Source organism: Sulfobacillus thermotolerans (assembly GCF_039623705.1).
In the GTDB taxonomy this organism is placed as follows: Bacteria; Bacillota; Sulfobacillia; order Sulfobacillales; family Sulfobacillaceae; genus Sulfobacillus; species Sulfobacillus thermotolerans.
This window is the reverse complement of the sequence record NZ_CP133983.1, coordinates 1,962,618-1,977,251: the sequence shown is the minus strand read 5'-3', so window position 1 is coordinate 1,977,251 and position 14,634 is coordinate 1,962,618. Positions and strand designations below refer to the sequence as shown.

Annotated in this window: 15 protein-coding genes; 3 read left to right on the top strand and 12 right to left on the bottom strand. The window is 52.7% G+C overall.

Annotated elements, in window-relative coordinates:
• From ORD20_RS10250 to ORD20_RS10230, 5 genes are all read right to left on the bottom strand, one after another.
• Positions 1-402, bottom strand: a complete 402-nt coding sequence (locus ORD20_RS10250) for a hypothetical protein (protein ID WP_430626145.1) — start codon at positions 400-402, stop codon at positions 1-3.
• A gap of 653 nt (positions 403-1,055) precedes the next feature.
• Positions 1,056-2,015, bottom strand: coding sequence for an ornithine carbamoyltransferase (gene argF, locus ORD20_RS10245; protein ID WP_103374942.1), 960 nt, complete (start codon positions 2,013-2,015; stop codon positions 1,056-1,058).
• A 133-nt stretch (positions 2,016-2,148) separates the two neighbouring features.
• Complete coding sequence (locus tag ORD20_RS10240) at positions 2,149-3,282, bottom strand: M20 metallopeptidase family protein (protein ID WP_103374943.1); 1,134 nt, start codon at positions 3,280-3,282, stop codon at positions 2,149-2,151.
• A 20-nt stretch (positions 3,283-3,302) separates the two neighbouring features.
• Positions 3,303-4,202 carry an arginase gene (gene rocF, locus ORD20_RS10235; protein ID WP_207654628.1) on the bottom strand — a complete coding sequence of 300 codons (900 nt, stop codon included), beginning with the start codon at positions 4,200-4,202 and terminating at the stop codon, positions 3,303-3,305.
• Between the two features lie 50 nt (positions 4,203-4,252).
• On the bottom strand, positions 4,253-4,987 hold the full coding sequence (locus tag ORD20_RS10230) for an N-acetylmuramoyl-L-alanine amidase family protein (protein ID WP_242968360.1): 735 nt from the start codon (positions 4,985-4,987) through the stop codon (positions 4,253-4,255).
• 341 nt (positions 4,988-5,328) lie between these two features.
• On the opposite strand from ORD20_RS10230, the gene ORD20_RS10225 reads away from it, so the two are divergent.
• Positions 5,329-6,657, top strand: coding sequence for a helix-turn-helix domain-containing protein (locus ORD20_RS10225; protein WP_103374945.1), 1,329 nt, complete (start codon positions 5,329-5,331; stop codon positions 6,655-6,657).
• A 125-nt stretch (positions 6,658-6,782) separates the two neighbouring features.
• On the opposite strand, the gene rpsI is transcribed toward ORD20_RS10225, so the two are convergent.
• The 3 genes from rpsI to ORD20_RS10210 form a co-directional block, all read right to left on the bottom strand.
• On the bottom strand, positions 6,783-7,175 hold the full coding sequence (gene rpsI, locus ORD20_RS10220) for a 30S ribosomal protein S9 (RefSeq protein ID WP_103374946.1): 393 nt from the start codon (positions 7,173-7,175) through the stop codon (positions 6,783-6,785).
• Entirely contained in the window at positions 7,175-7,609 is a 435-nt protein-coding gene (gene rplM / locus ORD20_RS10215) for a 50S ribosomal protein L13 (RefSeq protein ID WP_103374947.1), read from the bottom strand. Before rplM ends, rpsI begins: the two co-directional genes overlap by 1 nt.
• 155 nt (positions 7,610-7,764) lie before the next feature.
• Positions 7,765-8,985 (bottom strand): diaminopropionate ammonia-lyase, encoded by a 1,221-nt coding sequence (locus tag ORD20_RS10210; protein ID WP_103374948.1) that lies wholly within the window; start codon positions 8,983-8,985, stop codon positions 7,765-7,767.
• Positions 8,986-9,082: 97 nt separating this feature from the next.
• Between ORD20_RS10210 and ORD20_RS10205 the strand changes: the two genes are divergently transcribed.
• Both ORD20_RS10205 and ORD20_RS10200 read left to right on the top strand, forming a co-directional pair.
• Positions 9,083-9,970 (top strand): nitrilase-related carbon-nitrogen hydrolase, encoded by an 888-nt coding sequence (locus ORD20_RS10205; RefSeq protein WP_207654630.1) that lies wholly within the window; start codon positions 9,083-9,085, stop codon positions 9,968-9,970.
• Between the two features lie 368 nt (positions 9,971-10,338).
• Positions 10,339-11,031 carry a GntR family transcriptional regulator gene (locus tag ORD20_RS10200; RefSeq protein ID WP_158246212.1) on the top strand — a complete coding sequence of 231 codons (693 nt, stop codon included), beginning with the start codon at positions 10,339-10,341 and terminating at the stop codon, positions 11,029-11,031.
• A 3-nt stretch (positions 11,032-11,034) separates the two neighbouring features.
• Here the strand turns inward: ORD20_RS10200 and ORD20_RS10195 are convergent, their stop codons facing one another.
• The 4 genes from ORD20_RS10195 to ORD20_RS10180 are packed head-to-tail and all read right to left on the bottom strand — an operon-like array spanning position 11,035 to position 14,612.
• Positions 11,035-11,319: a hypothetical protein gene (locus ORD20_RS10195; protein ID WP_103374951.1), complete on the bottom strand. Its 285-nt coding sequence runs from the start codon at positions 11,317-11,319 to the stop codon at positions 11,035-11,037.
• Between the two features lie 38 nt (positions 11,320-11,357).
• Entirely contained in the window at positions 11,358-11,939 is a 582-nt protein-coding gene (locus tag ORD20_RS10190; RefSeq protein WP_103374952.1) for a PilZ domain-containing protein, read from the bottom strand.
• 53 nt (positions 11,940-11,992) lie between these two features.
• Positions 11,993-13,693 (bottom strand): methyl-accepting chemotaxis protein, encoded by a 1,701-nt coding sequence (locus ORD20_RS10185; protein ID WP_430626144.1) that lies wholly within the window; start codon positions 13,691-13,693, stop codon positions 11,993-11,995.
• Positions 13,656-14,612, bottom strand: coding sequence for a methyl-accepting chemotaxis protein (locus tag ORD20_RS10180; protein ID WP_430626143.1), 957 nt, complete (start codon positions 14,610-14,612; stop codon positions 13,656-13,658). Before ORD20_RS10180 ends, ORD20_RS10185 begins: the two co-directional genes overlap by 38 nt.
• Between the last annotated feature and the right edge of the window lie 22 nt (positions 14,613-14,634).

The following is a 14,634-nucleotide window of genomic DNA, read 5'->3' as shown; positions in this document are numbered from 1 at the left end:
CTAGGCTTGGATCATCCGCGAGCGCTCATACTCAATCCGGGGAAGATAAGCTTCCGCCAACAGTACGAGGTCAGCTATCAGGCGGTTAAGGGCGACAGGCCCGACGGAAACTGGGAGATGACGCTGAAGGACCTGGGCTAACCGGGGATAGGCCTCAATATAAAGCTCTACGGACTGATGGCGCTCAATGAATAGCTGCACCGCTTGGCGCATGCGGTGTTGATCCTCCGGGCTCCCCGGCGGGTAGCGAAATTGTGGGACCTGGTTGACGATCCATTGCACCTGCTCACTACCGACTCCGTTATCAGCAAGTGTCTGAGCGATAAGGGCGGCGATCTCGTCCCAGTCAATGGTTGCTAGAATCGCATTGTCGTCGTCGTCCCACCAGACAATACTCGACATTTTAATCTCTCCTACATGTTCTAATCGGATTTCCCTATAGCACGACCGCCTCGGCTGTGAGCCCGTCGTGATTAGCAAATAGCACTTATTCATAGGCCTGTCGCATCCTTAGCCGAGACATCACGATAGAAGACAGTCGCTGGCGGTCTAACGTTCCCTATAGCTTAGGGTATCCCCACATGAGAAAGATGCGCCCCTTGTCGCGGCCCACGATATCCTTCGTAGGCTCAAAAGCACGACATCACGCCTTCGGGACGCAATGGTTCCGTTGTCTCTCCATAAACCCAGTATTTTAGACGTCCGAACCAGAAAGTCCTTCTTTAGGGTTGAGGAATTTTTGCAATCTATTCCCATTGCCCTGATCATAACCGTGTTGATTTGTACGAACCTTTGAGGCGATATACGGAATAGAGAGGCGCCTTTACAAGACATCAGTACCGTCATACCCCGTTATTGCTTGAAAACGGACTACGACCGTTTTCTCGAGCTCGCCCCCTTTTGGCCGGACCATGTTGCGCTTGTTCACGCGAAAGAGTCAAATCGTCTGTTCGATATACGGCATGACTTCTTTAACCCATCCCATAAAAGAAGCCATGGACCTCTGTGTTAGAGACCCATGGCTTTGGTGTTTGAAAAGGCTTTAGGTCCTTGCCCTAAAACTCCGCCAAGGTATGATACAAAACACTCTTTTGAACGTGCAAACGATTTTCGGCTTCATCAAAAACGACTGACTGGGGACCTTCCAACACATCAGCCGTCACTTCTTCCCCTCGATGTGCTGGTAAGCAGTGCAAAAAGATTGCATTTGATTTGGCCATGGCCATCAGCCGGGCATTGACCTGGTAGGGTTTTAAAGCCTCTCGCTTTTGCTCGCTGTCCTCATCTCCCATGGATACAAAGACATCCGTGGCCACAGCATCGGCTCCAAAAACGGCTTGCTCAGGATCCGACGTAATGTGAATCGTCCCCCCCGTAACCTCCGCTTCCTGCTGGGCATAGGCGACCACGTCCTCTTTGGGCATCCAACCAGCAGGACAGGCCACACTTACGTGCATCCCCAACTTCGCCCCAATCACTAGATACGAATTGGCCATGTTATTGCCGTCCCCTACATAGGTCAGCTTCGCGCCTGCCAAGTAGCCCGTGTTCTCCCAAATGGTCAATGCATCGGCTAACACCTGAAAAGGATGCGCCGCATCCGTTAAGGCATTAAACACCGGAACAGTCGCCCATTTTTGCAATTGTTGCACCATCTCATGACTCTTCGCCCGAACAACCAAGGCATCAACATACCGGGACAAGACGCGCGCCGTGTCTTCAATGGGCTCCCCGCGTCCCAACTGGCTGTTCTCCCAGTCCAAAATCACGGGAGCCGCCCCAAGCGACTGGATGGCAACCTGAAATGATACCCGCGTTCGCGTGGATGGCAACTCAAAGATCATCGCGACCGACTTGCCCCTTAAGGCATATTGAATTTCTGCGACCTTTGGATTGGCTTTCATCCATTGCGCCGTCATCAGTACTTGCTTGATTTCCGCTGGTGTCCATTCTTTGAGAGAAATCACCGAACGTCCTTGCACACGCATTTCTTTGGCCGATACCCGCTCTACCAATTTTACCGCCCCCTACCGCATTACTATACAATGATTAGGATATTTATTCAACCCTTTGGGAAATTCTTTGCGCATGTCCATAAAAAAGAGCGGAACCCCAAAAGGTTCCGCTCAAATCAATGACAATGACTATTTACGGGTTAAGAAAGCTCATGACGCCGCGGTAAAGCAACTCGACCCCAAGAGGCAACGCTTTCTCATTTACCATAAAATGAGGAGAATGATGCGGATACACTTGATTATCGTCCTCGGGGCGACATCCCACAAAGAAAAAGGCGCCAGGTTTTTCTTGCAGGTAGTAAGCAAAATCTTCCCCACCCATAGCGGGGTCGGGATGGATGATGTCGACCATTCCCTTCCATGCCTCTTCCAATCGCTTCACACTAGATTCGTGATTAATAACAGCGGGGTAGCCAAATACATACGACAGTTCGGCATCCGCGTCATACAACGCCGCCGTAGTCTTGGCAATATGCTCAATTTCATGCATCACGGTATTCTGCACGGTGTGCGACAACGTCCGCACCGTTCCTTTAATTTCAGCCGTCTCCGCAATAATATTGAACGTGACCCCCGATTGAATCATCCCGCAAGATACCACGGCAATATCAAAAGCGTTAAGGCGCCTGGACACAATGGTTTGCAAATTCACGACAATTTGCGATGCAATCAGCACGGCATCTTTCGTATGAGCCGGCTCGGAACCGTGCCCGCCTTTGCCCTTGACACGAATGGTAAATTCATCAGCATTCGCCATTAAAGGGCCGCTACGGATTCCAACAGTGCCTACGGGATCATTGGACCACAAATGCAGTCCCAGCACCTCATCCACGCCCTCCAAACAGCCGCCCGCAATCATGGCTGGCGCTCCCCCCGGGGGCTTCTCTTCGGAGGGTTGGAAAAATACACGCACAGTCCCTGGAAAATTTCGGTCCGCCGTTAAGCGCTCTGCCAGCCCTAAGACGATGGCCATATGCCCATCATGTCCACACGCATGCATCACCCCCGGGTGTTCGGAACTAAAATCAAGACCCGTTTCTTCCCGCAAAGGTAACCCATCAATATCCGCGCGCACAGCAATCGTCTTGCCCGGTTGGCTGCCTAGAATATCCGCCATGACTCCGGTCTCGGCTACTTCAACCGGCGTGAGTCCCATGTGTTTTAGGGCTTGTACCAAATACGCCTGCGTTTGCCGTTCTTGAAACCCAAGCTCCGGAATTTTATGCAAATCGCGACGGTATGTTATAATATCGGTATTCCATGCCATGGCTGATTCTCCTCCCCTTATTAAATAATGCGGTGGCCAAGCGCTGACGCAATAAGATTGGCTGCTAATTGGCCTGTTCGGTTATGTTCGTCCAAAATGGGATTGACCTCGACCATTTCCATAGAGGAGAGAATGTCACTTTCCGCCAGCAGTTCGAGTGCCAAATGAGCCTCTCGTTCGGTGAGACCCCCAGAAAAGGGCGTCCCTGAGCCCGGGGCGTATAAGGGGTCTACCGCGTCAATATCGAAGCTTAAATGCACGCCATCGGTGCCGTCTGTCACAATATCCATAGCCTTGGCCATTACGTCGCGCATGCCGTAACGGTCAATTTCATGCATGGAAAATACTGTCGTGCCCGATTGACGCAACGCTTGAGCTTCTGCGGGGTCTAGAGTTCTGACGCCCACATAGACAATTTTGGCGGGATTCACGAAGCGACCATGAAAGGAGGCCTGCAGCGCCGGATGCCCCAACCCAACGGCCGTTGCTACCGGCATGCCGTGAATATTTCCCGAAGGGGACGTCTGATCTGTATTGTAGTCCCCGTGCGCATCAAACCACAGCACGCCAAGATTTTGGAAATGACGCACTAAGCCGCCAATGGTCCCAATGGCAATACTGTGATCTCCGCCGAGCACTAAAGGATAGGCATCCTCTTCCACCGCCTTCTCGACGGCACGGGCCAACACCCGGCTGACTTTCACAATTTCGTCCAGATATTTAAGATTGGTCTGCGCCACTTCTCGGCTTTCGGGAACCGGCACCGGTAAATTGCCTAAATCCACGACTTGATGCCCGGCTTGACGCAGTTTTTCATGCAGTCCTGCGTAGCGGATGGCACTGGGGCCCATATCGACCCCACGCCTGTCCGCACCGTAATCCAAAGGCACACCAATAATCCGTACGGTTTTTGGTCCCACCAGAAATCCTCCCTTACCGTGCATCTTCTCCCATTATACCTGAGGCAACCTCAATCCCGGATGAGTAAATGCGTCGGAGGCGGTGCTTGCAAAAGTTTTTCCGGCCAACGCCCTTTGAGGAACCACCGCTCGGTTCCTAGAAAAATGTACCATGTCAATTTCCGTTGATAGGCCGGGTTGATTAACAGCTGTTCCTCTTTTCGATTGGTGATAAAGCCGACTTCCACATTAATGGCCGGCATTTGCGCTTGCCGTAGCACATACTGGTCAATGCGCGTGACCTTGCGTCGCGTTTTCGTAAAATATTGCAACTCTTCTTGCACATCATGGGCTAGATGATAGGAGCCTTTCCCGTCCCAGTAAAAGGTTTGCGGCCCATGTGAACCGGGATCCGCGGAGTTGCAGTGAATGTCGATGAGTACATTGCCCCCCGTTTGATTAATCCACATCGTACGCTGCTGCACTCGATATTTGCGGTGGCTAGGAATGGCGCCCGGATGATCCCACGTCAGCAACACCCGAGCCCCCGCCTCCTCAAACCATTGCTTTAACGCTAAAGACATCGCCAAGTTCACTTGATCCTCTTGCGCTACACGCCCTTTGGCCCCTGGGTCAAATCCCCCATGCCCTGGGTCTATAATAATCGTACGCCCCCGCAAAAGTGCCCCCGCAATTCCACCACTCGGAGCCGTGCCCGCTCCTGATAACAACAAACACGCTCCCACCACAATCCCCGCACCCAACCAGCGCTTCAGTAATTGCTGTATTGTGCCATTTATCTTCACATCGTCGCCCCTTTGTTCAATTGTTCATAAGATGGTCCATATGCCCACTTACCCTAGCGATTGTCATCACGGTCGTACCCATAGTGTGAGCGAGATGGCCTCAGAGTATGAACGCGGTCATAATATACACGACATAATTTGTCATGTATTTATTTCCTAGTTCTCTTAGGCTATATTCATTAACTCTTCTTCGCGGCAGTTTAGTTAAATAACCGCGATATAAAAAATTACCCTATACATTTTCTTATTTGACCTAAGCGAATTTTTTTAAAGATTTGTAGCGTCCTCACGATGTTTATTTCTTTTACTTGTGGTACATTATCAGCTAGGAGGGATGAATTATGGTGGGTACTAAGATTCGCGACCTGAGAAAGAAGCTGGGATTAACCCAAGAACAGCTCGCAGGCGACGAGCTGACCAAGAGTTATGTAAGCCAAGTCGAGTTAGGCCGTATCCATCCATCCCACAAAGCCTTGGATATCATGGCCGGTCGCCTAGGCAAGCCGTTGGGATTCTTTTTGGAGAACGGCGATGATATGCGCACCATTGAAGTGCTGTTGAAAGCAGCCCAAGCGCTGTGGAACAGCGGACGCCTAGAAGATGGCATGTTAGGCCTGCAAGAAGCCTTAACGCTGGCCGAGCGAACGGGACGCGAAGACATTCTCGCGCGCATTAAGGCTACGATGGGCAAATTAGAAATGTCTCAAGGCAATTTGGACGCCGCGCTAGCGCACTTGGAAGAAAGTTTGTTGCTCATTCATCCCGACGACCACCCTGTCCAAGCAATTGAAATTGCCAACACTTTAGGAATGGCAGCTGCGCGTCACGGTTCGTTTCATAAAGCCATGAATTCATTTCAGCAGGCTCTGGAGTATGCAGGACGCCTTACCAGCCGAGAAGGTCCTAACATTCGGGCCGAAGCGGCGCAGCATTACGGAGATTTTTGCTATAGTCAAAGGCAATGGGTTTCGTCTTTAGAGCTGTACCGTATGGCGCTTGACGAACCCCAAAAGTTAATTAGCGCTCCGCGGCGGGCAGAACTATTAACCCGTATAGCGGCCGCTGAATGGCGCTTGGGCCATCAGGCGGAAGCCACCAGCGCTATCGATGAAGCCTTAGGCTTGTTGCCCGACATCCGCGGCAATGAAGAACGCGCTGCCCTGCAAGCGGACATTGCGCAAGTCTTAACGGACTTAGGGCGGCTAGACAAAGCCCGGGAATTGCTAGAATCCTCCTTGACCGTTTTTGACCGCGTTCACTTTCAAGAAGGGCAAGCGGTCATATTAGAGGCGCTTCTTCGCACAACCGATTCGGAGCCCTTGGTCGAACGCTATACGACCCGCATTCTGCATGCGCCTGATGGCTGGCCATGGCAAGATACCAAAATTTATGCCCTTCGCGTCTTAGCACGGCGTGCCGTGGCTGCCGAAGATTATGCGCTGGCCAAAGACTATCTTAGCCGCGCTCTCGCCATGGCTCCTAACGAACGTCACCGGGACCTCGAATGCGAGTACTACATTGTCCAATCCCGTTTGGGAGATCCAGGCGCTTTGTCTCGACTGTGGGAGCATTTGAGTGAGGCTAACGACGAAACGACCGAACCGCGCAAATTTACTCCACGCCTTCCCGTCATTTCAGCTCCCGAGATGGCCGGCGTCGGCATTAGCTAATAAACAAGGCCCTTCTGTTCAACCAGGTGGGCCTTGTTTTTTATTTGCAACAGTTTTGTGTGAAATGGGAAGCTGACCATGACTTTACAACGCGTAATGCCAACAAAAAAAGCCCAAAAGGGCTTTTAGCGTTTGGAGAATTGCGGGGCTTTACGCGCCTTCTTTAATCCATATTTCCGGCGCTCTTTCATTCGTGCATCCCGTGTAAGAAATCCCCGTTGCTTTAGGGGCACACGCAAGTTGGTGTCCACCCGAAGCAAAGCACGCGCGATACCATGACGCACCGCACCGGCCTGTCCGGAAACTCCGCCACCTTCTACACGTACTAATACATCAAAACGACCCGATAGATCCACCGAATTGAGCGGAGCCATAATGGCCTTTTGCAGCGTTAACAATGGAAAATAGTCTTCCATAGACCGCCCGTTAATGAAAATCCTGCCCGTACCCGGCACCAAGCGGACGCGAGCTACGGCATTCTTACGGCGCCCTGTTCCCCAGAATTGCGCAACGGCCATTAAATTTTTACCTCCCATACTTGTGGCTGCTGTGCACTATGGGGATGTTCCGCATGCGGATATACTTTCAACTTTCTGTACATCGCGCGTCCGAGACGATTATGCGGTAACATTCCACGCACAGCCTTTTCCATAGCGAAAGCGGGTTTCTTTTGCATTAACTGGCGGTAGACGGTCCGTTTGAGTCCGCCAAGATACCCGGAATGGTGAAAATAAATTTTTTGATCCAGTTTCCGACCTGTCAATAAAACATCAGCCGCATTGACAATAATGACGTAGTCTCCGGTGTCAACGTGCGGTGTATATGTGGGTTTGTGTTTTCCGCGCAGAATCGTTGCCGCAGCAGTGGCAACACGACCCAGCGGCAATCCGGCGGCATCAATCACGTACCATTTGCGATCGACATCCTGGGACCGGGCCATATAAGTGGACATGAGTTTACCTCCTACCTCTGTGTGCCGGCGACACTGCCGACAACCGAACATTAGTATTTTACGGGCTTAGTAGTCTTGTGTCAAGCAGACAATCACGGTGCTGTCAATCACGACGGGAGAATTGACGAAGACAGGGCCCCAAGCGGGTGACGCCGTTAACTTTTCGGCAAGCTGGGGTAGGCGCCATCCCAGACAATGTCCAAGAATCCTTGAAAATCCGGAACCCCTTCCGTATTAAAAACCAAGATGCGCGACTGAGGTCCTAAGCCTAGGGCCTTGCGAGCCTCTTGAAATGGCAACTGATCCAAAAGTGTTACGGCCAGACCTAGGGGCATACTGCCCGACTCTCCGGCCATAATACGCGGATCAGTTCCAAGCGGGTTAGATAAAATACGCGTGCCCCGTGCCGCAACGCTATCCGAGCAGCGCACAAAAAATGATGTCCACGAACGTAGCAATGGCCATGCTAGAGGGTTAGGCTCTCCGCACGCCAAGCCCGCCATGACCGTTTCCATTAACCCCTCCACTTTGGCAGCCTGGGCATTGGGGTGCGCTGCTGAATTGAATAACGCTGGCGCAGAGAGAGGCTCTGCAATGACAATGGTCGGACACTGTGCACGGCCATATCGATTCGCATAATAGCCCGTTACGGCTGCGGCTAATGACCCGACCCCCGCTTGCAAAATAATGTGCGTCGGCGGCTGTAATCCGTGGCCATCCCACTGTTCAGCCGCTTCATGCGCCATGGTCAGATATCCCTGGATTACCCACTTAGGAATATCTTCATATCCCGGCCACGCGGTGTCTTGCACCAATAGCCATCCATTCGTTTTAGCCTTTTGCGCAACGTCACGAACGGTATCGTCATAATTCCTTTCAGTGACGTAGACCTGTGCGCCAACTTCTGCAATCCGCCGGACCCGGCTTTCGTGCGTCCCTTTAGGAAGATAAATAACGGCCTGTTGTCCCAACGCTTTGGCCGTCCATGCCACGCCCAATCCATGATTGCCATCACTGGTTGCGGCCAATACCATAGCGGGCTTCGTCTTTGCCCTGTCCTTCAGAACATCGACATGCAGGTCCTGCGGATTTAGCTGCCACCGCTCGGCTAACGCCTGGGCAATGGCCCACGTGCTTCCCAGTATCTTGAACGATTGGACCCCGAAACGGGTCGATTCGTCCTTCACAGCAATGGCCTCCACTCCTGCATAGGACGCCAACTGCGGCAATAACCGTGTCGGCGTCTTGTGATATTCCGGCCAGCCGCGATGATAGGATACCGTTTGCTCTGCCACGTGCATCGTCAAATCAGACAATAGCGGTACATCTTGGCGCCTCTCATGCACATTGCGTATCCATTCCACGGTCATAGGCATAGGCCTAACTCCTTTGGGGTTACTTGAATAATCATTGACGGGTTCATATAATATACTACATACTAAACAAAATCAAGAAAGTGGAAGGATGACGGGAATGACCATACGCGCCGGGCTCTTGCAGTTGCACCATGAACTCTCCGGAGAATACGACGTGGCCGCCCACAAGGCCGCCGCGATTCAAAAACACGTGGAATGGATTGGACAAGCTCATGCTAAAGCCGTTAACATCTTGTGTCTTCAAGAGCTCTTTTCTGCTCCCTATTTTGCCGCTGAACAGGACAAAAGGTGGTATGCGGCAGCAGAGCCCGTACCTGACGGCCCTACTGTGACATTGATGCGCCAACTGGCCAAGCAATACAGCATGGTGCTTATCGTGCCCCTTTATGAAGAAGCCATGCCTGGAGTTTATTACAATACCGCTGCGGTTATTGATGCCGATGGATCGTATCTCGGTAAGTTTCGCAAGGTCCATATCCCTCAAGTTCATGGGAGCCAACCTGGTGCCTACGGATTTTGGGAAAAATTTTATTTCCGGCCTGGCAATCTCGGTTATCCGGTTTTTCAGACCCAATACGGCAAAGTTGGCGTGTATATTTGCTATGACCGTCACTTTCCAGAGGGAGCACGCCTGTTGGGATTGCACGGAGCCGAAATCGTCTTTAACCCTTCAGCGACAACGGCAGGACATTCCGACCATCTCTGGCATATTGAGCAGCCCGCTCATGCCATTGCCAACGGCTATTTTGTAGGCGCGTTGAACCGGGTTGGTATCGAGGCTCCATGGAACATTGGAGAGTTTTTTGGGGAAAGCTACTTTGTCGACCCTGAAGGCCGAATTCTTAGCCAAGGGCCTCGCAATCAAGACGCGTTGGTCACCGCGGACCTAGACCTGTCCCAAATTCGTCAAGCCCGCATGCATTGGCAATTTTACCGTGATCGACGCCCGGACACTTATGGGGAAATTGCAGAAGATCTGCCCTAAAGACCCAGATACTAACGGCATACGAACGAGATGAGCCTCCCTAGATTAGCTTCCATGTCTAGATGGTGTTCGATGCGCTAAACCGAGCGATTGACGCTGCCTTGAACCAACATGTCCTATACACAAAAGTGCCGCCTGCGCGACTTTACGTGTGCAGGCAAATTGAGCATAACATTGTAAGCATAGGAAGGCGAGGAATCCATCGACAGGCCCTGCCAGGCCACATGACCCATAACGACGTTTCTATGAGGCTTACTCATTGCCCCCGGTGACGAGAAGTTCTCGACGTGAACCGGATCGGCCTGGGCCTTCTTGACCATTCAAGATATGTAATATACCGTATAGTATTATTGTAGGAGGTGTTCCCTTTGAGTACCGACCAGGAACAACCCATCGGCCGCCGCTTCGTGAATGACTCGGTATATCAACGCCTACGCCAGTGGATTATTGAAGGACGCTTAGCCCCTGGCACCTTTTTACGAGATCAAGAGCTGGCTCGCGACTTTGGCGTGAGCCGCACACCTGTGCGCGAATCGCTATTGCGGTTGGAAGCAGAAGGACTGGTCGTCACCAAAGCCAATCGATGGACCCAAGTGGCCCCTTTGGATATTGCGGGTGTCATCCGCCGCTATCCTTTGATCTGGACATTAGAAACGTATGCGGTATCCGCCACGCGTTTAGACGAATGGACTGCCGATGATTTCGCACAAATGGAGCGGTACAACCAACAACTTATCCAAGCCATTCACGCCCACGACGCCGCCGCCGCAGCTCAGGCCGACGATCAGTTTCACCGCGTTTTCATTGACCAAGCGCACAATCCCGAACTTACCGCCGTCTTATCCGAGTTGAAAATGCCTCTGACCCGTGTTGAAATAGCCTATTACAAAGAAATGTGGTCATCAAAAGAATCCTTGTCCGAACATGACGCCATACTGGAAGCTCTGCGCTCCCGCAATGTCGAGGCGGCCAAAAACGCCATCGAAACCAACTGGAAACAAAGCCTGGTTCGCATTCAAGAAGTCATGAGCCAAATATCCGCCCATCAAACAGATTCGTGAGTGTTAAGAAGACCGCAAAACTCGGTCCCTATAAGGTTCAGCTCTAACAGTTATCTCGGTTTGGATATGATGGTTATGCAAGGTATAGCAAAACTCAAGAGATACCGCCCATAGACCAAAAGGCTGTTCGGTAAAAACATCTAACCAGCCCCATACATCATCACCCGGTTCCAAAATCCATGGCTCGTTTAACGTGCCGGATCCGTCCCAACGCCCCGCTACCGCTGGTACTACAAAGTCTTTCCATGATAGGTACTTTTGCGCAACATAAAGTTTTTTGACCCGCACTCATCATTCCCCCCGTGTGCCGCGGATATCACTTACCGTTATCCTTGTGTCGCCAGCCATTTTAGCCATTCTTCTGTGTCATCACCGGGTTTCCACAAAAACACCGTCACTCCCCATAGTTCGTGCTCATCGTAACGTTGACGAAAAATTGCCACTCGGCATCGCCAAACTTTCTGCGGCCCCGACAGCACCAGCGTGTACTCGCGATTCTCGTCTAATGGCGATGGCAATCGGCAACGACACCCGCCCAATGAAACGTCTTCAGTGATCCCCCGAAGATGGCGCACGGGCCATTTGCTCCATTGCACATCCACTGGCCATTGCCATGCAAAGCGCCGCGTCTGCCGATTTTCTATGGGTTTGGGGGCACCTGCTATCTCTGCGGAAACAAGACGCTCTTCAGAGGGAAGAGAGTGAAGGCGAACGGGGAGAGTCCATACCAAGGGCGGTTTGTGCCACTGGAGTACGGCTTCATTGAGATCGCTCGGCAATCGCTCGTCTGAGATCATTTCGACATAGAGATGATCGGGCAACCGCGCCCGAATCACGCCTTCCCAATGATGCGGGCCCGCAACAATCGACACATGAAGACCTGGCGGTATTACCGAGTAATTTGCCACGCTCTTCCCTCCTCTATTAGCGTCATGAACATCCCAATTAAAAGGGCCGACTTTTATAAGTGATAGCTGTCGACTAACGCTCCTAACTGTTCCGCAATCTCTGCCAGGTCTTGCGCACTACGTTGAAGCTGGGTTGCCGACGCTTGCACGTCTTGTGACGTCTGAGCCATGCTTTCCATACCTTGCGCTGTTTCTCCAGCGATGGCCGCCAGTCCTTGTACAGTTTCTGCGGCATCGGCCGTCGAGGCAGCCATTTCGGTTGCCGCCGCCGCATTATTTTGAGCCGCCTGCGCAATTTCTTGCATCCGTTGCCCCACGGTAAGACTGCCACTCTCGACCTGCTGTACCGTAGCAATCACCCCTTGGATATCGTCCGCAACACCACCCACCGCATGTTCCATGGCATTAAGCGCTTCGCGCGTGCGGGTTGCCACGCTTTGGCCTTCCTGCACGGCTTCGCGGCCCCGGTTAATGGCATCGACAGATAGGCCAACATCCTCTTGAATCGATTGGATTAACTCTCGAATATTTTGTGTTTCTTGAGCGGATTGCTCCGCAAGACGCCGCACCTCATCAGCCACCACAGCAAAACCACGACCTGCATCACCAGCGCGAGCGGCTTCAATCGCTGCGTTGAGCGCTAACAAGTTGGTTTGGTCAGCAATGTCAGAAATGGCACGAACGATTGTGCCGATCTCTTTGGAACGGTCTCCTAATCGTAAAATGGCCGTCGCCGCCGTTTGCGTGACATCAGCAATGCGGTCCATGGATTCCAACGTCTGGACCATCTCCTCACGACTTTTCTGAACGGCCACTTGAGATTCGGTGGTCAACGTGCCCATATGGTCGACCGCGCCCGCCATCTGATGCTGATCGTCTTGCATGGCTGACAATGTCCGCTGTCCCGCCGCCACTGCCTGTGCCTGCCTGTCGGTACCGTCCGCCACTTGCTCCCCTGCGGCTTTCAACTGCTGCATGGCCGCAGCAATATGTTGTAACCCATCCGCAGACTCTCCTGACGCTTGAGCTGCTTGGTGCACAGCGGCCGCAATTTGTTCGGTGGCACCGGCTGCCTGATCGGCTAATGTGCGAACGGCTTGGGCTTGTTGGCGCACATGATGACCAGAGTTTTGGGCGGCCTGTAAGAGCTCTCGAAGGCGCTGATGCATGGTCACCAAGGCCTGGCCCAAGGTATCACGCGGGCCTGCGGTTGGCGGCGCGCTGGTCAAATCGCCTTGTCCCATGGCTTCTGCAGCATGACTCAGATCTTGAAAATAGGCGACAAGGCGCCGAAAAGAGGCAGCTAAAGCGCCAGTTTCGTCCTGCGGCGCTTGCGGAATGGTCTGGCTGATATCTCCTTGGGAAAGGCCATCCGCCACCCGCGCTAATTGTTGAAGAGGTTTCGCAATGCCGCGCCACTGCATCCACAGAGCTCCTAACGCAATCAACACGGTGATCGCCCACGCCGTCAACACCATGTCCGTCATGGCTGCCAAGTTCCCCTCGACATCCATGGATTGCGTGTGCACCCGCTGACTTGCACTGAGGCTTAAGGCGTTTAAGGCTTGGGTCGCTGCCTGCGTCGCCGGCGAATTCGCCACCGTCTGTTCATACACCGCTTGGGCAATGCGGTGGTTTAGTCCCGCTTGGTGGGTCATCATCGCATAAGCATCGTAATTCTTCCATGCTTTTGCGAATGCCGTCACGCCTTTCGGATCAGTCCCTAAAGCAGCAAGATGATGAATATCTGCCACAAGTTGCGTTCCAATCTTTTGCGCTTTCGTCCACTTTTTGGCGGCTAATGTAGAGCCTGACGGGTATGGACAGTGTCGACTCAGACAGCCGTTGTTGACGCTGGGCCCTAGCCGACTCCACCGCATGCGCTAGATAATGACCGGCATCTGTAAACGCATCGATTGTCGAGTGAAACGCCGTTTGCAATGTCGCGAGATTTACCGTTAAGGCATCTAATGCTCCGTGCTGCTCTCCTACGGCAATCATGCTGGCCTGTACAGCAGGCAACAATTCCGAGAGAGTGCTCGCCAGCGTTTGCAGATCGCGAAACGCCTGGTTCTCTCGCTGCGTCGTATCTGCGGTGCCGTCGCGTGCTTGACCTAACGCCTTATGCGTTTGATTCGTGGACGCTGTCACTTGCTCGAGTACGGCCATAGCATCGCCTGTCGCAGCTTTCGTTCGCTGGGCCAATGCCCGCACCTCATCGGCGACCACCGCAAATCCTCTCCCCGCATCACCCGCACGGGCCGCTTCAATCGCTGCATTTAAGGCTAATAAATTGGTGGCATCAGCAACGTCCGTCACAACCTGTACCATGCCACCAACCGCTTTGACCTTCTCCGTCAGCGTCGTAACCGTCTCCACCATCGTCTGCATGGTGACCGACCATTGCGCGCTATCTTGTGCGAGCTCCGTATCCACTTGCGCCCATCGTGACAGGCCATCATGTGCGACCCCTAAATCACGCTCCAATATCCGCGCTTCTTCAGCAACCTGTTCGACCGACGCTGTCAATTGCTCAATGCCGGCGGCAGCACTGTCTAATTCGTGCACCCCAGCTTCAAGATCCCACCTCGCATCAATTAACGTTTCATACGCCTGCACCGAGTCGCTGAGTTGCGTGTTCCATGCTAAAGCCTCCCGTATCTCATCATTCATAACGCATTCTCCTCCTATCGCA

What these genes read in the sequence shown, in the direction of transcription:
- ORD20_RS10250 (WP_430626145.1), bottom strand. Translation starts at nt 402, where the DNA reads ATGTCGAGTATTGTCTGGTGGGACGACGACGACAATGCGATTCTAGCA.
- ORD20_RS10180 (WP_430626143.1), bottom strand. Translation starts at nt 14,612, where the DNA reads ATGAATGATGAGATACGGGAGGCTTTAGCATGGAACACGCAACTCAGC.
- ORD20_RS10205 (WP_207654630.1), top strand. Translation starts at nt 9,083, where the DNA reads ATGACCATACGCGCCGGGCTCTTGCAGTTGCACCATGAACTCTCCGGA.
- rpsI (WP_103374946.1), bottom strand. Translation starts at nt 7,175, where the DNA reads ATGGCCGTTGCGCAATTCTGGGGAACAGGGCGCCGTAAGAATGCCGTA.
- ORD20_RS10240 (WP_103374943.1), bottom strand. Translation starts at nt 3,282, where the DNA reads ATGGCATGGAATACCGATATTATAACATACCGTCGCGATTTGCATAAA.
- rplM (WP_103374947.1), bottom strand. Translation starts at nt 7,609, where the DNA reads ATGTCCACTTATATGGCCCGGTCCCAGGATGTCGATCGCAAATGGTAC.
- ORD20_RS10225 (WP_103374945.1), top strand. Translation starts at nt 5,329, where the DNA reads ATGGTGGGTACTAAGATTCGCGACCTGAGAAAGAAGCTGGGATTAACC.
- ORD20_RS10210 (WP_103374948.1), bottom strand. Translation starts at nt 8,985, where the DNA reads ATGCCTATGACCGTGGAATGGATACGCAATGTGCATGAGAGGCGCCAA.